Source organism: Nocardia sp. BSTN01 (genome assembly GCF_015354405.1).
In the GTDB taxonomy this organism is placed as follows: domain Bacteria; phylum Actinomycetota; class Actinomycetes; order Mycobacteriales; family Mycobacteriaceae; genus Nocardia.
Genome location: NZ_JADKYP010000002.1, coordinates 148,098 through 169,308 on the forward strand (window position 1 = coordinate 148,098; position 21,211 = coordinate 169,308).

At 67.1% G+C, this 21,211-nt stretch carries 21 protein-coding genes; 14 read left to right on the forward strand and 7 right to left on the reverse strand.

Annotated elements, in window-relative coordinates:
- Positions 1 to 64 precede the first annotated feature (64 nt).
- Genes IRT45_RS02360 through IRT45_RS02380 form a run of 5 tightly spaced genes read right to left on the reverse strand, consistent with a single transcriptional unit; the run spans position 65 to position 4,994 of the window.
- Complete coding sequence (locus IRT45_RS02360; RefSeq protein ID WP_063014763.1) at positions 65 to 943, reverse strand: phosphoribulokinase; 879 nt, start codon at positions 941 to 943, stop codon at positions 65 to 67.
- Positions 944 to 969: 26 nt separating this feature from the next.
- A complete protein-coding gene (locus IRT45_RS02365; RefSeq protein ID WP_194804217.1) occupies positions 970 to 2,046 on the reverse strand; it encodes a class 1 fructose-bisphosphatase in 1,077 nt (358 codons plus the stop codon).
- Complete coding sequence (locus IRT45_RS02370) at positions 2,031 to 3,092, reverse strand: AAA family ATPase (RefSeq protein ID WP_228533369.1); 1,062 nt, start codon at positions 3,090 to 3,092, stop codon at positions 2,031 to 2,033. The genes IRT45_RS02365 and IRT45_RS02370 overlap by 16 nt, the downstream gene beginning before the upstream one ends.
- Before the next feature lie 4 nt (positions 3,093 to 3,096).
- Positions 3,097 to 3,519, reverse strand: coding sequence for a ribulose bisphosphate carboxylase small subunit (locus tag IRT45_RS02375; RefSeq protein WP_036501265.1), 423 nt, complete (start codon positions 3,517 to 3,519; stop codon positions 3,097 to 3,099).
- A gap of 32 nt (positions 3,520 to 3,551) precedes the next feature.
- Positions 3,552 to 4,994, reverse strand: a complete 1,443-nt coding sequence (locus IRT45_RS02380; protein ID WP_194804218.1) for a form I ribulose bisphosphate carboxylase large subunit — start codon at positions 4,992 to 4,994, stop codon at positions 3,552 to 3,554.
- A 192-nt stretch (positions 4,995 to 5,186) separates the two neighbouring features.
- On the opposite strand from IRT45_RS02380, the gene IRT45_RS02385 reads away from it, so the two are divergent.
- From IRT45_RS02385 to IRT45_RS02395, 3 genes are all read left to right on the forward strand, one after another.
- On the forward strand, positions 5,187 to 6,158 hold the full coding sequence (locus IRT45_RS02385) for a LysR family transcriptional regulator (RefSeq protein ID WP_228533371.1): 972 nt from the start codon (positions 5,187 to 5,189) through the stop codon (positions 6,156 to 6,158).
- A 191-nt stretch (positions 6,159 to 6,349) separates the two neighbouring features.
- Positions 6,350 to 6,808, forward strand: a complete 459-nt coding sequence (locus IRT45_RS02390; RefSeq protein ID WP_194804219.1) for a MarR family winged helix-turn-helix transcriptional regulator — start codon at positions 6,350 to 6,352, stop codon at positions 6,806 to 6,808.
- A 98-nt stretch (positions 6,809 to 6,906) separates the two neighbouring features.
- Complete coding sequence (locus IRT45_RS02395) at positions 6,907 to 7,890, forward strand: aldo/keto reductase (RefSeq protein ID WP_194804220.1); 984 nt, start codon at positions 6,907 to 6,909, stop codon at positions 7,888 to 7,890.
- Positions 7,891 to 7,893: 3 nt separating this feature from the next.
- Here the strand turns inward: IRT45_RS02395 and IRT45_RS02400 are convergent, their stop codons facing one another.
- Positions 7,894 to 8,286: a PASTA domain-containing protein gene (locus tag IRT45_RS02400; RefSeq protein WP_194804221.1), complete on the reverse strand. Its 393-nt coding sequence runs from the start codon at positions 8,284 to 8,286 to the stop codon at positions 7,894 to 7,896.
- 722 nt (positions 8,287 to 9,008) lie between these two features.
- Positions 9,009 to 9,437 carry a CBS domain-containing protein gene (locus IRT45_RS02405; RefSeq protein WP_194804222.1) on the reverse strand — a complete coding sequence of 143 codons (429 nt, stop codon included), beginning with the start codon at positions 9,435 to 9,437 and terminating at the stop codon, positions 9,009 to 9,011.
- Between the two features lie 231 nt (positions 9,438 to 9,668).
- Here IRT45_RS02405 and IRT45_RS02410 point away from each other — a divergent pair, with 231 nt between their 5' ends.
- The 11 genes from IRT45_RS02410 to nuoK all read left to right on the forward strand — a co-directional run bounded on the left by IRT45_RS02410 (position 9,669) and on the right by nuoK (position 21,211).
- Entirely contained in the window at positions 9,669 to 10,076 is a 408-nt protein-coding gene (locus IRT45_RS02410; protein WP_157104089.1) for a hypothetical protein, read from the forward strand.
- A gap of 343 nt (positions 10,077 to 10,419) precedes the next feature.
- Complete coding sequence (locus IRT45_RS02415; RefSeq protein ID WP_036501258.1) at positions 10,420 to 10,800, forward strand: NADH-quinone oxidoreductase subunit A; 381 nt, start codon at positions 10,420 to 10,422, stop codon at positions 10,798 to 10,800.
- A gap of 103 nt (positions 10,801 to 10,903) precedes the next feature.
- Positions 10,904 to 11,458: an NADH-quinone oxidoreductase subunit B family protein gene (locus IRT45_RS02420; RefSeq protein ID WP_030514408.1), complete on the forward strand. Its 555-nt coding sequence runs from the start codon at positions 10,904 to 10,906 to the stop codon at positions 11,456 to 11,458.
- A 170-nt stretch (positions 11,459 to 11,628) separates the two neighbouring features.
- Positions 11,629 to 12,255, forward strand: a complete 627-nt coding sequence (locus IRT45_RS02425; RefSeq protein WP_375540053.1) for an NADH-quinone oxidoreductase subunit C — start codon at positions 11,629 to 11,631, stop codon at positions 12,253 to 12,255.
- Positions 12,255 to 13,586: an NADH dehydrogenase (quinone) subunit D gene (gene nuoD, locus IRT45_RS02430; protein ID WP_194804224.1), complete on the forward strand. Its 1,332-nt coding sequence runs from the start codon at positions 12,255 to 12,257 to the stop codon at positions 13,584 to 13,586. The genes IRT45_RS02425 and nuoD overlap by 1 nt, the downstream gene beginning before the upstream one ends.
- Positions 13,583 to 14,344, forward strand: coding sequence for an NADH-quinone oxidoreductase subunit NuoE (gene nuoE / locus IRT45_RS02435; RefSeq protein WP_194804225.1), 762 nt, complete (start codon positions 13,583 to 13,585; stop codon positions 14,342 to 14,344). The genes nuoD and nuoE overlap by 4 nt, the downstream gene beginning before the upstream one ends.
- Positions 14,344 to 15,693, forward strand: a complete 1,350-nt coding sequence (gene nuoF, locus IRT45_RS02440; RefSeq protein ID WP_194804226.1) for an NADH-quinone oxidoreductase subunit NuoF — start codon at positions 14,344 to 14,346, stop codon at positions 15,691 to 15,693. The genes nuoE and nuoF overlap by 1 nt, the downstream gene beginning before the upstream one ends.
- Entirely contained in the window at positions 15,690 to 18,158 is a 2,469-nt protein-coding gene (locus IRT45_RS02445) for an NADH-quinone oxidoreductase subunit G (protein WP_194804227.1), read from the forward strand. The genes nuoF and IRT45_RS02445 overlap by 4 nt, the downstream gene beginning before the upstream one ends.
- Before the next feature lies 1 nt (position 18,159).
- A complete protein-coding gene (nuoH, locus tag IRT45_RS02450) occupies positions 18,160 to 20,019 on the forward strand; it encodes an NADH-quinone oxidoreductase subunit NuoH (protein WP_194804407.1) in 1,860 nt (619 codons plus the stop codon).
- 14 nt (positions 20,020 to 20,033) lie between these two features.
- Positions 20,034 to 20,915, forward strand: a complete 882-nt coding sequence (locus IRT45_RS02455) for an NADH-quinone oxidoreductase subunit J (RefSeq protein ID WP_194804408.1) — start codon at positions 20,034 to 20,036, stop codon at positions 20,913 to 20,915.
- Positions 20,912 to 21,211 (forward strand): NADH-quinone oxidoreductase subunit NuoK, encoded by a 300-nt coding sequence (gene nuoK, locus IRT45_RS02460; RefSeq protein WP_025350204.1) that lies wholly within the window; start codon positions 20,912 to 20,914, stop codon positions 21,209 to 21,211. The genes IRT45_RS02455 and nuoK overlap by 4 nt, the downstream gene beginning before the upstream one ends.

Consider the following 21,211-nt stretch of genomic DNA (forward strand, 5'->3'; position numbering starts at 1 on the left):
TAGCGTCGATTCAACTCCGCGAGGTCGCGGTGCGCGAGCGTCGAAACACCCGTTGTCGTGACGGTTATGCGCGCGGGCCGGGGCGTTTGTCCATCAATCGCAGAATGAGCGGTGTGAAGATCAGCTGCATCGCCAGATCCATTTTGCCGCCCGGCACCACGATGCAGTTCGGACGCGACATGAACGAATCGTGCAGCATCGACAGCAGATACGGGAAATCGATCACCTTCGGATCGGCGAAGCGGATCACGACGAAGCTTTCGTCGGCGGTCGGAATGCTGCGGGCGGTGAACGGATTCGAGGTGTCCACCGTCGGCACCCGCTGGAAATTGACGTAGGTGCGCGAGAACTGCGGGCAGATGTACTTCACGTAGTCGGGCATGCGACGCAGGATCGTATCGATCACCGCTTCGCTGGAATAGCCGCGCTCGGTCTTGTCGCGGATGACCTTCTGAATCCATTCCAGATTCACGATCGGCACCACGCCCACCAGCAGATCCGCGTAACGCGCCACATCGACCGTGCCGGTGACCGCGGCGCCGTGCAGGCCCTCGTAGAACAGCAGGTCGCTGCCGGGGGCGAGTTCTTCCCACGGCGTGAAGGTGCCCGGTTCCAGCCCGTAGGGTTTGGCCTCGGTCTCGTCGTGCAGATATTTGCGTACCAGCCCGACCCCGGATTGCCCGTAATCGCGGAACAGGCTCTCCAGTTCGGTGAGCAGATTGGCCTCCGGGCCGAAATGCGAGAAATGCAGGTTCAGATCGGCTTCGGCTTCGGCCATCGCCGCCTGCATTTGGCCGCGATCGTAGCGGTGGAACGAATCTCCCTCCACGATCGCGGCATTGATGCCCTCCCGCCGGAAGATTTCCTGGAAGGTCCGGGTGACGCTGGTCGTTCCGGCGCCGGAGGAACCGGTGATGGCGACCACGGGATGTTTGCGCGACATGACATCTCGATTCGATCAGCCGGCGTTCAATGGCGCGCCGGTCGGAACAGGGTGCGGGTACCGAACAACGACGCGTCGAACGGCGGCCCGGCATCGGGTTCACGGTGATAGCGCTCGATCCGGCGCACCTCGTTGCGCGATCCGAAAACCAGCGGGATCTGTTGATGCGGATGCTCGGGAACCACCTCGAGCACCCGTTCGTGGCCGGTGGTCGCGGCACCGCCGGCCTGTTCGATCACGAAGGCGATGGGATTGGCGCCGTACAGCAGCGACACCCGGCCCGGCCGGCCGGGATCACGGGTGTCGTACGGATACAGATAGACCCCGCCGCGGGTGAGGATGTGAAAGGCGTCGGCGACCAGTGACGCCACCCAGCGCATATTGAAATCGCGCGATCGCGGCCCGTCGACCCCATCGAGACATTCGTGCACATAACGGCGCACCGGGCGCTGCCAGAACCGCTCGTTGGCGGCATTGATCGCGAATCCCGAGGTGTCCTCGGGAATGCGCATGCGGGGGTGGGTGAGGACGAACGCGCCGATCTCCCGATCGAGGGTGAAACCGTCGACCCCGCTGCCGGTGGTGAGGACCAGCATCGTCGCCGGGCCGTAGAGGGTGAATCCCGCACAGACCTGCCGCACCCCCGGCTGCAGGAAATCCGCCGCCTGCGGCGCCCGCCCGTCCTCCGGCGCGCGCAACACACTGAATATGGTGCCCACGGGCAGATTCACATCGATATTCGAGGAGCCGTCCAGCGGATCGAAGGCCAGCATGTATTTGCCACGCCGCACCTCCCCCACCACCGGATGAAATCCGTTCATCTGCTCCGACAGCAGCGCCGACAACGGCCCGCTGGATTCGGATTGCTCCACCATGATGTCGTTGGCGATGGCGTCCATGCGCCGATGCAGGCTCAGCGGTGGGTCCGCGCCGTCCGATTCACCCAGCGCACCCACGATGCGGCCACGGGTCACCTGATTGGCGATGATCTTCGCCGCGGTGGACACCACATTGAGCAGCGCGGAGAATTCTCCCGAGGAACCGGGATGCCGATGTTCCTGTTCGATCGTGTAGCGGGTGAGGGTTTTCATTCCGTCGGGCATGCCGGCGCCTCCTCCGCGGCGCCGACTCGGTCGCCGAAAACGCTGCTGCCGTAGATGTCTTCGGTCGTCAGCGTCATCAGATCGTCCTTGCCGAGCGGGCGATGCTCCTGCACCAGGCGATTCGCCTGCCGCAGCCGGCACCGGTCCACGGCATTGCGGACACTGCGCGCGTTCGCGAAACGCGGCCGCGCCATTCGCACCGCCAGATATTCGCCGAAGGCCGCCGCCGCCGAATCGCCGAAGCGGAAATTCTGCTGTGTCACCATCACGTCGGCGATGGCCAGCAGTTCCTCGCGCGTGTAGTCCGGGAATTCGATGTGGTGGGCCACCCGTGAGGACAACCCGGGATTGGCGGAGAAGAACGTCTCCATCCGGTCCGGATATCCGGCGCAGATCACCACCAGGCTGGAACGTTCGGTCTCCATCTCCTGCAGCAGGATCTCGATCACCTCCTGTCCGTAGTCCCGCTCGTTCTCGGGCCGGAACAGGTAGTACGCCTCGTCGATGAACAACACTCCGCCCGCGGCCTTGGCCAGCGCCTCCTTGGTCTTGGGCGCGGTGTGGCCGATGAACTGACCCACCAGGTCGTCGCGGGTTACCGTGTGCACCTTCGGTTTCCGGATGTAGCCGAGGGCGTGCAACATCTCCGCCATCCGCAACGCGACCGTCGTCTTCCCGGTGCCGGGCCCGCCGGTGAAACTCATATGCATGGTGGGACGGTCGGCCTGCAATCCGAACCGCTGCCGGGCCCGGTCGATCAGCAGCAGCGCCGCGATCTCGCGCACCCGCGTCTTGACCGTGGCCAGCCCGATCAGCTCCGCATCGAGCCGGGCGAGGGTGTCCTCGACGTTCTTGCCGGCCAGATCCGTCGACAGATCGACCGTCGCGTCGTCCGGCAACGCGATCTCCGACGGATCGGAATCCGCGTGCGGCTCGGTGTGGTTCGCACCCGGACTCGCGGACCCGCTCGCTCCCGGCCGGTACATCCGAAACCCCGATCCGCTGCCCTGCGCGCCGCCCGGCCTCGCCTGCCTCCCGTCCACCATCGCCTCAGTCCCGGTAGCGCGCGCCCGCGCGCACATCGGTGGCGTAGGACCGCAGGCCGTAGTGCTGCCGTCGATCCTCGGTCTCGGTGCGGACCACCAGGAAGCCCGGTTCGTCGGCGGGCCGCTGCACCAGGAAACTCAGCGCGGTCGTCTGCCGGCCGTAGCTCGCGTCGTAGGCGTTGACGCGGATGTAGTGGTGCGGGAACGTCGAACGGCAGGCGTTCACCTCGGCGAGCACGCCGTCGGGTTCGTCGAGGTCGAACAGCGGCAGCCCCCACATCTCCCAGTAGACGTTGCGTGGATGCGGATCGTCGGTGTACTCGATCGAGACCGGCCAATTGTTGAGCAGCGCGTAGCGGATCTGCGCGCCGATTTCGGTGTCGGACAGGTCGGGCAGATGGGAGAACGTCCCTTGCCGCAGATGCATTGCGTCTCCTTGTGTGTCGTCGGGGCGGCCGGTCAGGCGGTGACCGTCGGTACGGCGTCGGGGGCGTCGGTGGAGGTGTAGTCGAAGGTGACATCACCCCAGGTCGCGAGCGCCACATCGAGCGCCGGGCAGATCCGGGCCGCGGCACGCAGGGCGTCGGGGCCCTCCTTCAGCAGATCGCGGCCTTCGTTGCGTGCCTTGACCATCGCCTCCAGGGCGACCCGATTGGCCTCGGCACCCGCGGCGATGCCCATCGGATGTCCGATGGTTCCACCGCCGAATTGCAGGATCGCGTCGTCACCGAAGAGATCCAGCAGTTGATGCATCTGGCCCGCGTGGATTCCCCCGGATGCCACCGGCATCACCCCGGGCAGACTCGCCCACTCCTGGTCGAAGAAGATACCGTTGCGGGGATTGGCCGGAATGTGATTGTCGCGCAACGTATCGTAGAAACCCTTGACCGTGTGCGGGTCGCCTTCGAGCTTGCCGATGACGGTGCCCGCGTGCAGGTGGTCGACACCGATGAGCCGGCACCACTTGGCCAGCACCCGGAAGCTGACGCCGTGGGTCTTCTGCCGGGTGAAGGTCGAATGCCCGGCCCGGTGCAGATGCAACAGCATGCCGTTGCGCCGCGCCCACTTCGACATCGACTGCATCGCCGTGTAGCCGACGGTGAGGTCCATCATCACGATCACGCTGCCGAGCGATTTCGCGAACTCCGCGCGCTCGTACATATCCTCCATCGTGGCGGCCGTGATATTGAGATAATGACCCTTCAATTCTCCCGTTTCAGCGGTCGCGCGATTCACGCCCTCCATGGCGAACAGATAGCGATCGCGCCATCGCATGAACGGTTGCGAGTTGATGTTCTCGTCGTCCTTGGTGAAATCCAGGCCGCCTTTACACGCCTCGTATACCACCCGCCCGTAGTTGCGCGCCGAGAGACCGAGTTTCGGCTTCACGGTCGCCCCCAGCAACGGCCGGCCGTACTTGTTCAGATACTCCCGTTCCATAACGATTCCGTGCGGCGGGCCCTGAAAGGTCTTGACATAGGCCACCGGAATACGCATGTCCTCGAGCCGCAACGCCTGCAGCGGTTTGAAACCGAAGACATTGCCGATCACCGAGGAGGTGAGATTGGTGATCGAGCCCTCTTCGAAAAGGTCCAGGTCGTAGGCGATATAGGCGAAATACTCCCCCGGCCGCCCCGGCACCTCCTCGACCCGGTAGCACTTGGCACGGTAGCGGTCGTGCGCGGTGAGCCGGTCGGTCCACACGACAGTCCATGTGGCAGTGGAAGATTCGCCTGCCACCGCGGCGGCCGCCTCGATCGGGTCCACCCCCGGTTGCGGCGTCACCCGGAACACCGCCAGCACATCGGTATCGCGGGGTTGGTAATCCGCGTCGTAATAGCCCATCGACGCATACGAGTGCACGCCCGGATCCCAGCGGTCACGAGTGGATTCGTCGGTCATCGGTCCTCCTGTATCTTGCGGGACACCCGCAACCGGTCGGCGTCGCGAGCCGCTGCGCGATTCTCGTCCGCCACACCTCCCGGGACGGTGCGGCGAGTGCGCAGATTCAGGATGCGGGCACCGCCCGGTGGGGACAATTCGATTGTTTCCGGTCTCGCTCAACCGAATCGTTGAGTTTGCTACCGTCTGTAGATGGGAACGGTGAGTGCTGTCCGAATGGAAACGTTTCTGGTTGTGGCCCGGCACAACAGCATTCGGCGCGCGGCCGCGCAACTGCACATCACCGAGGCGGCCGCGTCGGCGGCGGTGGCGCATATCGAAAAGCAGCTCGGCGCGAAATTGATCGCGAAATCCGGACGCGGTATCGCACTCACCGAGGCGGGCCGGGTCTATGCCGAATACTGCCGCAGCATCCTGGGTTTGATGAAAGAGGCGCATGCCGCGGTCCGCCGTGCCGAAACGGGCCGGTTGCGGATCGGGGTGGTGGCGACCGCCGGGGAATACGTGCTGCTGCGGCTGCTGGTGTCGTTTCGCGACCGCTACCCCGAGATCGAACTGGGCCTGTCGATCCACCCGCGCGATCTGCTGTTCATCGAATTACAGCACCACGAAACCGATCTCGTGATCGCCGGCCGCCCCCCGCGCGACACCGGGCTGGTGGTGCGGGCGCGCCGGCCCAGCCGCCTGGTCGTGGTGGGAGCTCCGGGACGATCCCACGATCCACGCACCACGACCTGGCTGCTGCGCGGCCCCGGCTCGGGCACCAGAGACACCACGCTGGCACTGCTGGACCGGCTGCAGATCCGCCCGCCCGCGCTCACCCTCGGCACCCACGGCGCCGTCCTCGCCGCCGCGCGAGAGGGGCTGGGGATCACGCTGATCCACAGCGACGCGGTGGAAGCCGATGTGGCGCAAGGCAATCTGGTCGTCGTCCCGGTCGAGGGCACGCCGCTGGACCGGCCGTGGCATGCGGTGACGACCGGCACGCCGACGCCAGCCGCGCGCCTGTTCGTCGCGCATATGGTCGACCCGGCTCGGGTGGGCGATCGAGCCTTCCGCCCGGTGACGGACCATCCCACCGGGCCATTGCCGACAATCCCTGCAGCGGACACCGACGCGGCGCCGAAGCCCGGTCCGGCCACACGGCGCACCGGCACCGCATAGGGCGTTCGGCGATACGACCGTCCCGCCAGACCGGTCGTGTTCCCGTCGAGCGCACCTGTCGACCCCACCGCGGCGCCGATGAGCAGGCCGAACGCTTCCCGATCGACGGGGAGGGCATACTTACTGAATCGGATATCGCCGACGGTGCGGCTGCCGACGGTCCCAGCACACGCGTAGGAGCGACAACGCCCATGATCCAGCAGGAGCGCGCACGTAGCGCGGAGGAGCTCGCCGAGGCGGCGGATCTGTACTTCGCGCTCGGCCGGATCACTCGCCTGCTGCGGCGCTCCGGTGACCTGGGTTCGCTGAGTCCCGGCTCGGCGGCGGCGCTGGGCACGCTGGTACGCAGCGGCCCGATGCGCCTGGGCGATCTGGCCGCCGCCGAACACGTCACCGCCCCCACGATGTCGCGCATCGTGTCGGGCCTGGAGAAGTACGGATATCTCGAACGCACCGCCGACCCGGCCGACGGCAGAGCCCAGTTACTGACCGCCACCGAACAGGCGAAATCGCTGGTCAACGGCCTCACGTCGGCCCGCATCCAACGCTTCGCCGCCGCCCTCGACGATATCGATGCGCAGCAGCGTCGCACCCTGGGCGACGCACTGGGCGTGCTGGTCGCACGGCTCGACGACGACGGTTCCCGCTGACGGCTTGACTTGGAGCGCACTCCAAGTCGTAGCGTCGGCGCCGTGAGTTGATAGGGACTCATCATTCGAACCGATGGCACCTCAGGAGGACCGCTCGCATGATCGCGACCAGGAAACTCGGCGAATTGAGCGTCGGCGCACAGGGACTCGGCTGCATGGGAATGAGTCAGGCCTACGGTGTGCGCGACAACGACGCGGAGTCGATCGCCACCATCCACCGCGCCCTCGACCTCGGGGTGACCCTGCTCGACACCGCGAACGTCTACGGCGCCGGCGACAACGAGGAGCTGGTGGGCCGGGCCATCGCCGATCGGCGTGACCAGGTGATCCTCGCGACCAAATTCGGCATCGTGTGGGGCGAGGGCGGCAGCATGGGCGCCCGGGGCGACGCCGCCTACGTCGCGCAGTCCTGCGATGAATCGCTGAAGCGGCTCGGCGTCGACCACATCGACCTGTACTACCAGCACCGCGTCGACCCGAACGTTCCGGTCGAGGAGACCTGGGGCGCGCTGTCGGAGCTGGTCACCGCGGGTAAGGTCCGCTACCTCGGTATCTCCGAGGCCTCGCCCGAGACCATCCGGCGCGCGCATGCCGTGCACCCGGTGACCGCGCTGCAGAGCGAATGGTCGCTGTGGACGCGCGGCATCGAAGAGGAAGTTCTGCCCACCTGCCGTGAACTCGGCATCGGGATCGTGCCATTCTCCCCGCTCGGCCGCGGCTTCCTCACCGGCTCGATCACCTCGACCGCCGATCTGCCCGCCGACGACCTGCGCCGCGCGCTGCCCCGATTCGCCGACGACAACATCGACCGCAACCTCGCCGTCGTCGCCGAACTGCGCACGATGGCGGAGGAAAAGGGCGTGACCGCAGGGCAATTGGCGCTGGCCTGGGTCCAGTCACATGGTGACGACGTGGTCCCGATCCCGGGCACCAAGCGCCGCTCCTACCTCGAGCAGAACGTGGCGGCCACCGAGATCGCGCTCAGCGCCGAGGATCTGGCGCGGATCGAGGCCGCCGCCCCGGCCGAGGCCTTCGCCGGGGCGCGCTACCCGGAGCACCTGGCCCGCGCCGCCGGCAAGTAGCGATCAGTGCGGGACGTCGACCGTCAGCGTGACGGCGGTGTCCGCGGCGACCGGCGTCCCCGCCGCGGGCTGCTGAGCGGTGACCGTCCAGGGTGTCGTCGCGGCGCCCGGATCGCCCATCACGTCGCGGCCGTCCGCGGTGGCGATACCGGTGATGTCGAAGCACAGCGCCGCACCGACGACGGTCTGTCCCAGTGGCTTCCCGCGGAAGTCGGGTAGCGGGCGGGGCCAGGGCTGCGCGCCACAGTCCTGACCGCCCGCCGCGGCGACCGAACTCGATTGCGCCGCAGCGGATGTCGTGGACGTGCTCGCCGCGTGGTCGTCGGAGGATCCGCCGCAGGCCCCGACGGTGCAGGCGACAGCGAGCAGGGACGCGGTGAATGCGATGCGGCGCATGAATGTCCTTCGGATCGAGCGGCGTGTTCGGCGCCGCCGACCAGCGATCCGGCGCGCGTGCCACGCACCCTAATACGCGATCGGCCGCCGATCGAATCGGCTTGATCCACCATCCGGAATGCGGCGTGGTCGGCGGCCGTTCGGAACGCTCCACAGCGCGAACGCCGGGCAGTGAGTTCCGAGGGACAGCGCACGTCTCGAACCCCACCCGATACACCCGATTCCGGCATCGGCGACCTCGTGGTTCCGAACGAACCGCCCGAGAGAATTCTGCTCCGAAAACGTCGCTTACCTATGGGTTTCACGGTTACGAAGCGGTGAATATCCAATCACCGTGCGGCAATGGCGGATTCGGCGGGCGGCGTCATCCATACTACCCGAAAGGCTCGGTAGGACAGCCGAATCGGCCGCGGTCGCATATGAGCCACTCGGTATGCGGACGCCTCCACGACGTTGTCGGTCCGGTCGTGCGGCTCTACCGTCGATGAGGATTTGTTCCCGCAGAAGGGAGTTGTTTCGTGCCGATCCTCGACGCCGGTTCCGCCGTATTGAATCTGGCCAATACGGTGACCTCGCTCGCCGCCAACGTCACCTACCTGCTGCAGGCGTGGGGCCTGGCCTGATTCACCGGCATCGACCGTGCCCGGGTCCCTCCGGACACGGGCACGGTCATGTCACGGCTCGTCACGGGTACCGCCCGCCGGCCGGATCGAGCCGAATGCTCAGCCCTGCAGATAGTGCTCGAGGTGTTCGCGTTCGTCCTGCAATTCCGAGATCGCGCTCTTGACCACATCGCCGATACTCACGATTCCGACCATTCGCCCCTGATCGACGACCGGCAGATGCCGGATCCGGTGTTCGGTCATCGTCGCGCGCAAACTCTCCACCCGATCCTCCGGCGAACAGATGTGCACGATCGCGGTCATGATGTCGGACACCGGCCGGGTCAGCAGCTGGGCGCCCTGTCTGTGCAGGCAGCGGACCACATCCCGCTCCGACACGATCCCGTCCAGTGCGCCGCCCGCACCACACACCACCACCGCGCCGACGTTGTGTTCGGCCAGCACCGCCAATAATCGGCCGACCGACGCCTCCGGCGCGATCGTCACCACATCGGCGCCCTTGTTGCGCAAAACCTCCGAAATTCGCATCGTCCACCGCCCTGTCGAGCCTGTCGTTGTTACGCCCTGCCGGGACAGTTCTGCCGCCGAACTGCCGCCGCTTATAAGGATCGCGCGTTTTCTCCGCGGTGACCAGCAACGATTCCGATCGGCACGATCAACCTCGCGGTGAAGTCGCCGTGCGGGCGCCACGCCCGGCGCGGGGACCATTGCCGCCGAAGCTGCCACCGCACCCGGCCGGATGGACGTAGCATCCGAAAGGTGGCCGATGCGAACCGTCCCGCGCTGCGGGTTCTCGTATACAGCAGCGATGCCGACACCCGCCGTCAGGTGATGCTGGCGCTGGGTAAGCATCCGCATCCCGACCTGCCGCCGTTCGACTACCGAGAGACCGCCACCGCGCCGGTGGTGATCGAGCAGCTCGACGCCGGTGGCATCGACCTGGCCATTCTCGACGGTGAGGCCACGCCCACCGGTGGGATGGGACTGGCCAAGCAGCTCAAGGACGAGATCGCCGACTGCCCGCCGATCGTGGTACTGACCGGCAGGGCCGACGATGCCTGGCTCGCCGCCTGGTCCCGCGCCGAGGCCGCGGCCGCCCATCCGCTGGATCCGTTCCAGCTCACCTCGGCGGTCACCACAGCCCTGAACGCTCGCCCCGCCGCCTGATCAGCGCTTTTCACGGTCGGCCGACATCTCGTCGGCCGGCCTTTGTCGTGCGCTCGGGCAGGCGCGGCGCGCCCGGCCACGGGGCGGCCATTGCGCTGGTTCGGTCATAAGTGACAGTTCCGAATTCGATCAAACACCGGGGCGGAACCGCGAGTATTCAGAAAGAGCGGTTGTAGGCTGTGCTGTAGCTCACACGAGCGTGGCTGTTGATATGAATGGCGCCCTGCCTGCCCTGTCGTTCCGCGTTCGCGCTCGAGCTGCGCTTCGGGGTGAGACTGGCCCGGCAGACGACGACGTCAGCCCCGCCTCGGCAGTTGCCGGCGAGGGAGAGGGGTTGTGCGTTGTGAATACCCAGGTGCCGACTCTTGTACTCGGTGCGATCGCTGCCGCGTTCGCACTGGGATCGGTGTTGCTGGCGGCCGTGATCGGGCCCAAACGCTACAACCGCGCCAAACTTGAAGCCTACGAATGCGGTATCGAACCCACCCCGCACGCCATCGCCGGCGGGCCGGGAAATGCTGCGGGACAACGTTTTCCGGTGAAGTACTACCTCACCGCGATGCTGTTCATCATCTTCGACATCGAGATCGTATTCCTCTATCCGTGGGCGGTGCACTTCGATGCCCTCGGCGTCTTCGGGTTGGCGGCCATGGCGCTGTTCATTTTCAACGTCTCGGTTGCCTACGCCTACGAGTGGAGGCGCGGCGGCCTGAGCTGGGACTGAACGCGGGCGGGCCGATCGGCCCGTCGGCACCGCATACCCAACCCGTCGTCCCGGCGTCCGCCGGGACCGAGGATTCGCACACGGAAGTGAGAGTTGATCCGAGATGGGGCTCGAGGAGAAATTGCCCAGCGGCTTCCTGCTGAGCACGGTCGAACAGTTCGCCGGATACCTGCGTAAGGGCTCGCTGTGGCCCGCGACGTTCGGGCTGGCCTGCTGCGCGATCGAGATGATGGCGACGGGAGCCGGTCGCTTCGACAGCGCCCGCTTCGGGATGGAGGTCTTCCGCGCCTCCCCCCGGCAGGCGGATCTGATGATCGTCGCCGGCCGGGTCAGCCAGAAGATGGCGCCCGTGCTGCGGCAGGTCTACGACCAGATGACCGAACCCAAATGGGTGCTGGCGATGGGGGTGTGCGCCTCCTCCGGCGGCATGTTCAACAACTACGCCATCGTGCAGGGCGTCGATCATGTTGTGCCCGTGGACATCTACCTGCCCGGCTGTCCGCCGCGCCCGGAGATGCTGTTGCACGCGATCTTGAAACTGCACGAGAAGATCCAGGAGATGCCGCTGGGTGTCGACCGCGCCGAGGCCGTACGCGCGGCCGAGGCCGCCGCACTCGCCTCCACCCCCACGATCCGGATGGAGGGGCTGCTGCGATGAGCCTGGACGCACCCCGCAGCGCCGGCGATCCCCCCGACAGCCCCGCGGATATCGAATCCTCCTCCGGCACAGGCGCACCCGGCCCGGCCGACGAACCGGCGATCGAACCCGAATCGCGCAGCCCCTCGCCCGACCGGCCCGACGACGAGGTCATCGGCGTGCGCCGCGGCATGTTCGGCGTCCGGGGCACCGGTGACACCTCCGGATACGGGCGGCTGGTGCGGACGGTCACGCTGCCCGGAAGCACCCCCGCGCCCTACGGCTCCTATTTCGACGAGGTGGTCGCCGCGCTGGCGGAGTCGGTGGGAGAGCGGGTGTTTCGCGCCGCGATCGAGAAAATCGTGGTCTTCGCCGGAGAACTGACTCTGCACGTGCGGCGCGATCGGGTCGTCGAGGTGGCACGTGCGCTGCGCGACGACGCCGCGTTGCGCTTCGAACTGTGTCTCGGAGTGAACGGCGTGCACTACCCCGACGACACGGACCGCGAACTGCACGCCGCCTACCACCTGCTGTCGATCACACACAACCGCCGGGTGCGGATCGAGGTGTCGGTACCGGATTCCGATCCGCATATGCCCTCGCTGTTCTCGGTGTACCCGACCACCGACTGGCACGAGCGCGAAACCTACGACTTCTTCGGCATCGTCTTCGACGGTCACCCCTCGCTGACACGGATCATGATGCCCGACGACTGGCGTGGACATCCGCAGCGCAAGGACTACCCGCTCGGCGGGATCCCGGTCGAATACAAGGGCGCGCGTATTCCGCCGCCGGACCAGCGGAGGACCTACAGCTGATGAACAACACCGACATCACCGGCGCCACAACGGATCCGGTGGCCGAAAGCCCGGCGGTCACGGTCGTCGGACAGGATTGGGACGATGTGCGCGAGGCCCTCGACGGCGCCGCGGAGGAGCGGATCGTCGTCAATATGGGACCGCAGCATCCCTCCACGCACGGCGTGCTGCGGCTGATCCTCGAGATCGAGGGCGAGACGGTCACCGAGGCACGCTGCGGAATCGGCTACCTGCACACCGGGATCGAGAAGAATCTCGAATTCCGCAACTGGGTGCAGGGTGTCACGTTCGTGACCCGGATGGACTACCTGTCCCCGCTGTTCAACGAGACCGCCTACTGCCTGGCCGTGGAGAAGCTGCTCGGCATCACCGGCGATATTCCCGAACGAGTGAACATCGTTCGCGTCATGCTGATGGAGCTCAACCGCATCTCCTCCCATCTGGTGGCGCTGGCCACCGGCGGTATGGAACTCGGCGCGCTGACACCGATGCTGTTCGGCTTCCGCGAACGCGAACTGATCCTCGACATCTTCGAAAACGTCACCGGACTGCGGATGAACCACGCCTACATCCGCCCCGGCGGGCTGGCGCAGGATCTGCCGCCCGACGCGGTGGGCAAGATCCGGGATCTGCTGGCGCTCATGCCGAAACGGCTGCGCGATATGGAGTTGCTGCTCAACGAGAACCCGATCTTCAAGGCCCGCACCCGCGGCATCGGTTATCTCGACCTCGCTGGGTGTATGGCACTGGGAGTGACCGGACCGGTCCTGCGCTCCACCGGGCTGCCGCACGATCTGCGCAAATCGCAGCCGTACTGCGGCTACGAGGACTACGAGTTCGATGTCATGACCGACACCGGATGCGACTGCTACGGCCGCTACCTGATCCGCATCAAGGAGATGAAGGAGTCGCTCAAGATCGTCGAGCAGTGCCTCGACAAACTCCGTCCCGGCCCGGTCATGGTGGCGGACAAGAAGATCGCGTGGCCGGCGGATCTGAAACTCGGGCCCGACGGACTCGGCAATTCCGCCGAACATATCGGCACCATCATGGGCACCTCGATGGAGGGGCTGATCCACCATTTCAAACTCGTCACCGAGGGCATGCGGGTGCCGCCCGGCCAGGTGTACGCCTCGGTGGAGTCCCCGCGCGGCGAACTGGGTGTCCACATGGTCTCCGACGGCGGAACCCGGCCCTACCGTGTGCATTTCCGCGATCCCTCGTTCACGAATCTGCAGGCCGTGGCGGCGATGTGCGAAGGCGGCATGGTCGCCGACGTGATCGCCTCCGTGGCCAGCATCGACCCGGTGATGGGTGGTGTCGACCGATGACAGCCGAACCGATTCCCGCGACCGCGACCGGTCGCGACCCGATCCTGCTGCAGTTGTCGCAGCGTCCCGTTCCCTATCCGCCGCAGGTGGAGGAAAATCTGCGAGCGGAGGCCCGCGAGATCATCGACCGCTATCCGCATTCGCGCTCGGCGCTGCTCCCGTTGCTGCATCTCGTGCAGAGCGTCGAAGGTTATGTCAGCGGCACCGGGATAGCGTTCTGTGCCGAACAACTCGGGCTCACCGACGCCGAAGTGACCGCGGTCGCCACCTTCTACTCGATGTATCGGCGCACGCCGACCGGCGACTATCACGTAGGAGTCTGCACCAATACGTTGTGCGCGGTCATGGGCGGCGACGAGATCCTGGCCGCACTGACCCGGCATCTGGAGATCGCCGCCGGCGAAACGACCGCCGACGGGACGATCACGCTCGAACATCTCGAGTGCAACGCCGCCTGCGATTACGCCCCGGTCGTCATGGTGAACTGGGAATTCTTCGACAACCAGACCCCGGAGTCGGCCCGCGCGCTCGCCGACGCGCTGCGATCCGGACGCGAGGTCACCGGCACGCGCAGCGGCGCGCCCCTGTGCAGTTTCCGCGACACCGCCCGCATTCTCGCCGGATTCCCGGACCGGCGGCCCGATGCCAACGACGGCGCCCCCGGAGAACCCACGCTCGCCGGAGTTCGCGTGTCGTCCGAACCATCGACACCAACTGCGCCACAGCATGATTCGGACACCGAACAGGGGGAACGGTGATGACGCTGGCGCCCGTCCTCACCCGCTACTGGGATCAGCCGCGGTCGTGGACCCTCGACACCTACCGGGCACACGACGGTTATCGTGGCCTCTCCCGTGCGCTGGGCATGCATCCCGACGAGGTCATCGCCACGGTGAAGGACGCCGGACTGCGCGGCCGCGGCGGCGCCGGATTTCCCACCGGCATGAAATGGGGGTTTATCCCGCAGGATCCCGAAGGGTCACCGGCAGCGGGAAAGCCGCACTACCTGGTCGTCAACGCCGACGAATCCGAACCCGGTACCTGCAAGGACATCCCGTTGATGCTGGCGACCCCGCATGTGCTGGTCGAGGGCGCCATCATCGCCGCCTATGCCATCCGCGCCGCCCACGCGTTCATCTATCTGCGCGGCGAAGTCGTGCCGGTCCTGCGCCGGCTCCAGACCGCGGTCGAAGAGGCCTATGCCGCAGGCTATCTGGGCCGCGACATCCTCGGCTCCGGCTTCGATCTCGACCTGATCGTGCACGCCGGGGCCGGCGCCTACATCTGCGGTGAGGAAACCGCCCTGCTGGATTCGCTCGAGGGCCGTCGCGGCCAGCCTCGCCTGCGCCCGCCCTTCCCCGCCGTCGCGGGCCTGTACGCATGCCCGACGGTGGTCAACAATGTGGAGTCGATCGCGAGTGTGCCGGCGATCATGACCAACGGCGTCGAATGGTTTCGTTCGATGGGGTCGGAGAAATCGCCCGGCTTCACCCTGTATTCGCTGTCCGGACACGTCACCCGGCCGGGCCAGTACGAGGCGCCCCTCGGTGTGACGCTGCGCAAACTTCTCGGCCACGCCGGCGGTGTGCGCGCCGGGCACACCCTGAAGTTCTGGACCCCCGGCGGCTCCTCCACTCCCCTGTTCACCGCCGAACACCTCGATGTGCCCCTCGACTACGAGAACGTGGGCGCGGCCGGATCCATGCTGGGCACCAAGGCATTACAGATCTTCGACGACACCACCTGCGTAGTGCGCGCGGTGCTGCGCTGGACCGAGTTCTACGCCCACGAATCCTGCGGAAAATGCACACCCTGCCGAGAAGGCACCTACTGGCTGGTGCAACTGCTGCAGCGACTGGAGTCCGGCGGCGGAACCGAGGCCGACCTGGACACCCTGCTCGATATCGCCGACAACATCAACGGCAAGTCGTTCTGCGCCCTCGGCGACGGTGCGGCGAGCCCGATCGTGTCCTCCCTCAAATATTTTCGCGACGAATACACCGAACACCTCCGGCTGGGCCGGTGCCCGTTCGATCCCGCTCGCTCGACCGCCTGGGCCGCCGCCACGCCCGGCGAGCCGGCGGCGTCTGCCGAAGGAGTGCGATGACCGCGACAGTCAGCCACGACAGCAGTGGCGTCATCCCCCAGGACCTGGTCACCGTCACCATCGACGGCACGACGATCGCCGTGCCCGCCGGGACGTTGCTGATCCGCGCGGCCGAACTCGTCGGCATCCAGATCCCCCGGTTCTGCGATCATCCGCTGCTCGATCCGGTCGGTGCCTGCCGGCAGTGCCTGGTCGAGGTGGAGGGGCAACGCAAACCCGTCGCCTCCTGCACGATGGCCGTCACCGACGGCATGATCGCCCACACCCAGATCAGTTCGCCGGCCGCGCAGAAGGCGCAAACCGGGGTCATGGAACTGCTGCTGATCAACCATCCGCTGGACTGCCCGGTGTGCGACAAGGGCGGTGAATGCCCGCTGCAGAACCAGGCGATATCCAGCGGACGGCCCGAATCGCGCTTCGAGGGCGTGAAACGCACCTACCCCAAACCGATTCCGCTCTCGCCCGCGGTACTGCTGGATCGGGAGCGGTGTGTCCTGTGCGCACGCTGCACCCGGTTCTCGCAGCAGATCGCCGGTGATCCGTTCATCGAACTGATGGACCGAGGCGCGCTACAGCAGGTCGGGATCGCCGCCGGCGAGCCGATGGACTCCTACTTCTCCGGCAACACCGTCCAGATCTGCCCGGTCGGCGCCCTCACCGGCACCACCTACCGCTTCCGCGCGCGTCCCTTCGATCTGGTGTCGAGCCCGGCGGTATGCGAGCACTGCGCCGCCGGATGCGCTCAGCGCACCGACCACCGCCGCGGAAAAGTGTTGCGCCGCTTGGCAGGTGACGATCCGCAGGTCAACGAGGAATGGAATTGTGACAAGGGGCGATGGGCCTTCACCTACGCGACCGAATCCGACCGCATCACCACTCCCCTGATCCGCGACGACAGCGGCGCACTCGTCCCCGCCTCGTGGTCGGAGGCGCTCGCGCGAGCCGGTGCGGGCCTGACCGCCGCCCGCGGAAACGCCGGAGTGCTGGTGGGTGGGCGCGCCACCGTCGAGGACGCCTACGCGTACGCCAAATTCGCGCGTATCGCGTTGGGCACCAACGACATCGACTTCCGCGCCCGCGCCCATTCCGCGGAGGAGGCCGAATTCCTGGCAGCGGCCATCGCCGGACAGGGCGTGCGGCTGGACTACGGCGCACTGGATTCGGCGCCGGTCGTCCTGCTCGCCGGACTCGAACCCGAAGAGGAATGCCCGATCCTGCATCTGCGGCTGCGCAAGGCCGCCCGCACATCCGCGACCGCGATCTATTCGCTGGCCGCCTATGCGAGCCGGGGCCTGAACCGGATATCGGGCCGGTTGATCCCCACCGTGCCGGGCGACGAAGCGCGGCTGCTGCAGGCGCTGGCGGTCGCGGGCGCCGGATACGAATGCCCGCCCGATCCGCCGGGACTGGACGAGCTCGCCCGCGCGCTGCGCCGTCGCGGTGCGGTGATCCTGGCCGGGGAGCGGCTGGCCGCGCTGCCCGGCGCGCTGTCGGCGGTGGCGGCGTTGGCCGAGACCACCGGCGCCGCACTCGCCTGGGTGCCGCGCCGAGCCGGCGAACGTGGCGCGCTCGAGGCGGGTGCGCTGCCCGATCTGCTGCCGGGCGGACGTCCGATCGCCAATGCCCGCGCACGCCAACAGGTTCAGCGAATCTGGCAGGTCGACGAACTGCCGACCGCGCCGGGACGCGATACCACCGCGATTCTCGACGCGAGCCGCCACCCGGGCGCGCTGCTGGTCGGCGGTGTGGAGATCGCCGATCTGCCCGACCCCCGCACCGCCCTGGCCGCCGTCGAGGCCGCCGCCTTCGTGGTCAGTCTGGAATTGCGGCACAGCGAAGTCACCGAGCACGCCGATGTGGTGTTCCCGGTCGCCTCCGCCATGGAGAAATCGGGAACGTACCTCACCTGGGAGGGCAGGCCGCGGCCGTTCGGCGCCGCCCTCGGCGATGCGGCCGTGCGGCGGCAGGCGGCGCCGTTGGCCGATCATCGCGTGCTGCATTCACTGGCCGACGAGATGGGTGTGCGACTGGGCTTGCCGACGGTCGACGCAGCCCGCGCGGAACTCGATGCCCTGGGCGTCTGGGACGGGCCCCGGCCGCAGCCGCCGGCGTATCCGTCGGCCGCGCTCCCGGAGACCGAAACCGGCACCGCCGTCCTGGCCGGTTGGCGCATGCTGCTCGACAACGGTCGCATGCAGGACGGCGAACCGAATCTCGCCGGCACCGCCCGCCGCCCGGTGCTGCGGCTCTCGCCGGCCACCGCGGCCGAAATCGGCGCGGCCACCGGCGATTCGGTGCGGATCAGCACCGGTCACGGCCGCATCGTGCTGCCGCTCGACATCACCGAGATGCCCGATCGTGTCGCCTGGCTGCCGTGGAATTCGGCGGGATCGACGGTCAACGAGCGGCTCACCACCGCCCTCGGTCACCGCGTGCGCATCCAACGGGAGGAACCCCATGAGTGAGATGTCGCCGGCCGTGCTGGTCGCCGCCCCGGCCGATCTGTCCGCCTTCGGCCACGATCCCTGGTGGCTGGTCGTGGTGAAATCCATCGGCATCTTCATCTTCCTGCTGCTCATCCCGCTGCTCGCGGTGGTGATCGAACGCAAGGTGGTGGCCTGGATGCAGATGCGAGTCGGCCCCAACCGGGTCGGGCCGCGGGGCTCGCTGCAATCCATCGCCGACGGGGTCAAGATGCTCCTCAAGGAGGACATCGTCCCGGCGATGGTCGACAAGCCGATCTATATTCTGGCACCGATCGTCGCGCTGATTCCGGCGGTGATGGCGTTCGCGGTGATACCGCTCGGACCGGAGGTGTCGATCTTCGGCACCCGCACACCACTGCAGTTGACCGATATGCCGGTGGGAGTGCTCTACATCCTCGCGATGACCTCGATCGGGGTCTACGGCATCGTGCTGGCGGGGTGGTCGTCGGGATCGACCTATCCGCTGCTCGGCGGTCTGCGCTCGACCGCGCAGGTTATCTCCTACGAGATCGCGATGGCGGCCTGTTTCGCGGCGGTGTTCCTGCTGGCCGGAACCATGTCCACCTCCGGCATCGTGGACCGGCAGTGGGGCACCTGGAACGTGTGGCTGCTGCTGCCGTCGTTCCTCGTCTACGCGGTGGCGATGGTCGGCGAAACCAACCGCGCCCCCTTCGATCTGCCCGAGGCCGAGGGTGAACTCGTCGGCGGATTCCACACCGAATACTCGTCGCTGAAATTCGCGATGTTCATGATGGCGGAATACATCAACATGGGTACCGTCTCGGCGCTGGCCACCACACTGTTCTTCGGCGGCTGGCACGCACCTTTCCCGCTGAATCTGTGGGACGGCGCGAATTCGGGCTGGTGGCCGCTGCTGTGGTTCACGCTCAAGGTCTGGACATTCCTGTTCGTCTTCATCTGGTTGCGCGGGACGCTGCCGCGGCTGCGCTACGACCAGTTCATGAATCTCGGCTGGAAGCTGCTCATTCCGGTGTCGCTGCTGTGGGTGATGATCGTGGCGGCGCTGAAGGTGGTGCAGGACAACGGCCACGACGTGCAAACCGCGGGCCTGGTGATCGCCGGGGTGATCATCTCGGTGGGCCTGCTGGCGATGATGCTGCGCGCCGGGCGGGCCGGTGACAATCCGGCACCGGAAACTTCCGGTACGCAACAGTTCTCGGACTTCCCGGTCCCGCCGATGCCCGACACCGCGCCGCCGGCGACCAAAGCCGGTCTGCTGGAACCGATCGGCGGATTCTGGGTCACCTTCGTCACGATGTTCAAGAAGAAGAACACCGAGTTCTATCCCGAGGAGAAGGTGCCCACCGCACCGCGTTACCACGGCCGCCACCAGCTCAACCGGCATCCCGACGGCCTGGAGAAGTGCATCGGCTGCGAACTGTGCGCCTGGGCCTGCCCCGCCGACGCGATCTACGTCGAGGGCGCCGACAACACCGACAGCGAGCGCTACTCCCCCGGCGAACGCTACGGCCGCGTGTACCAGATCAACTATCTGCGCTGCATCGGCTGCGGATTGTGCATCGAGGCATGCCCGACCCGGGCATTGACGATGACCAACGAATACGAGCTGGCCGACGACAATCGCGCCGATCTGATCTACGAGAAGGATCGGCTGCTCGCCCCGCTGGGCGACGGGATGATCGCGCCGCCGCACGCCGCCTACCCGGGCGCCACCGAGGAGGACTACTACCTCGGCGCCGTTCCCGCGGCCCCCGGCACCGACCGCGATACGGGCCTCGGCTCCACCGGAATCACCGTGCCGCGGCAAACCGGTACCCGCGGTGCGGATCTCGCGGGCGCCCAGGGAGGTGCGCAGTGAGTCCGGGAGTGAATATGCTTGCCGCCGAGGCGGTTACGCGAACATCCACCGGTGAGGCCGTGCTGTTCTGGGTGCTCGCGGTGGTCGCGGTGGCGGGTGGTCTCGGCATGGTGTGTGCCCGCAAGGCCGTGCATTCCGCGCTGTGCCTGGCGGCCACCATGATCACCCTGTCGGTGTTCTACATCGCCCAGGACGCGCTGTTCCTCGGCGTGGTGCAGATCGTGGTGTACACGGGCGCGGTCATGATGCTGTTCCTGTTCGTCCTGATGCTCGTCGGCGTCGATTCGTCGGAATCGCTGCGCGAGACGTTGCGCGGGCACCGCATCGCCGTCGTCGTGGTGGGCGTCGGATTCGGTCTGCTGCTGATCGCGGCGATCGCCCGCGGGGTGCGCGACGATTCGGTGGCGGCCACCGGGCCCGGATTCGGCGCCGACCCGATCGCGGCGCTGGCCGAACTGATCTTCGTGCGCTACGTATGGGCCTTCGAACTCACCGGCGCGCTGCTGATCACCGCCACCATCGGCGCGATGATCCTCGCGCACCGGGAACGGTTCGGTCCGCGCACCGGGCAGCGCGAACAATCGCAGCGCCGCCTGCGCGAAGGCCACCGCATCACTCCCCTGCCCACCCCCGGTGTCTATGCCCGCCACAACGCCGTCGACGTGCCGGCCCGGCTGCCCGACGGTTCGTTCGCCGAACTGTCGGTGAGCACGATTCTGCGCCATCGCCGCCGCCGCGCCCACACCGAGGACGCGGTGATCGGTATGCGAGAAGGCAACGGCGGCAACGGCAGTGGCCAGAACGGCAGTGGCCAGAACGGCAGTGGCGAGAACGGGCACAGCGACAGCAACGGCGCCCACGCGACCGGCGACAACGAGAGGAAGGCTCCGCGGTGAATCCGGACAACTACCTGTATCTGTCCGCCCTGCTGTTCACCATCGGCGCGGCCGGGGTGCTGGTGCGGCGCAACGCGATCGTGGTGTTCATGTGCATCGAGTTGATGCTCAACGCGGTCAATCTCGCCTTCGTCACCTTCGCCCGGCAGCACCACAACCTCGACGGGCAGGTCTTCGCATTCTTCACGATGGTCGTCGCCGCCGCGGAGGTCGTCGTGGGCCTGGCGATCATCATGACCATCTTCCGCACCCGCCGCTCGACCTCGGTCGACGACGCCAACCTGCTGAAGTACTGA

Coding starts and splice junctions, on each gene's coding strand:
- IRT45_RS02360 (WP_063014763.1), bottom strand. CDS start 943: ATGTCGCGCAAACATCCCGTGGTCGCCATCACCGGTTCCTCCGGCGCC.
- IRT45_RS02365 (WP_194804217.1), bottom strand. CDS start 2,046: ATGCCCGACGGAATGAAAACCCTCACCCGCTACACGATCGAACAGGAA.
- IRT45_RS02370 (WP_228533369.1), bottom strand. CDS start 3,092: ATGGTGGACGGGAGGCAGGCGAGGCCGGGCGGCGCGCAGGGCAGCGGA.
- IRT45_RS02375 (WP_036501265.1), bottom strand. CDS start 3,519: ATGCATCTGCGGCAAGGGACGTTCTCCCATCTGCCCGACCTGTCCGAC.
- IRT45_RS02380 (WP_194804218.1), bottom strand. CDS start 4,994: ATGACCGACGAATCCACTCGTGACCGCTGGGATCCGGGCGTGCACTCG.
- IRT45_RS02385 (WP_228533371.1), top strand. CDS start 5,187: ATGGGAACGGTGAGTGCTGTCCGAATGGAAACGTTTCTGGTTGTGGCC.
- IRT45_RS02390 (WP_194804219.1), top strand. CDS start 6,350: ATGATCCAGCAGGAGCGCGCACGTAGCGCGGAGGAGCTCGCCGAGGCG.
- IRT45_RS02395 (WP_194804220.1), top strand. CDS start 6,907: ATGATCGCGACCAGGAAACTCGGCGAATTGAGCGTCGGCGCACAGGGA.
- IRT45_RS02400 (WP_194804221.1), bottom strand. CDS start 8,286: ATGCGCCGCATCGCATTCACCGCGTCCCTGCTCGCTGTCGCCTGCACC.
- IRT45_RS02405 (WP_194804222.1), bottom strand. CDS start 9,437: ATGCGAATTTCGGAGGTTTTGCGCAACAAGGGCGCCGATGTGGTGACG.
- IRT45_RS02420 (WP_030514408.1), top strand. CDS start 10,904: ATGGGGCTCGAGGAGAAATTGCCCAGCGGCTTCCTGCTGAGCACGGTC.
- IRT45_RS02425 (WP_375540053.1), top strand. CDS start 11,629: ATGTTCGGCGTCCGGGGCACCGGTGACACCTCCGGATACGGGCGGCTG.
- nuoD (WP_194804224.1), top strand. CDS start 12,255: ATGAACAACACCGACATCACCGGCGCCACAACGGATCCGGTGGCCGAA.
- nuoE (WP_194804225.1), top strand. CDS start 13,583: ATGACAGCCGAACCGATTCCCGCGACCGCGACCGGTCGCGACCCGATC.
- nuoF (WP_194804226.1), top strand. CDS start 14,344: ATGACGCTGGCGCCCGTCCTCACCCGCTACTGGGATCAGCCGCGGTCG.
- IRT45_RS02445 (WP_194804227.1), top strand. CDS start 15,690: ATGACCGCGACAGTCAGCCACGACAGCAGTGGCGTCATCCCCCAGGAC.
- nuoH (WP_194804407.1), top strand. CDS start 18,160: ATGTCGCCGGCCGTGCTGGTCGCCGCCCCGGCCGATCTGTCCGCCTTC.
- IRT45_RS02455 (WP_194804408.1), top strand. CDS start 20,034: ATGCTTGCCGCCGAGGCGGTTACGCGAACATCCACCGGTGAGGCCGTG.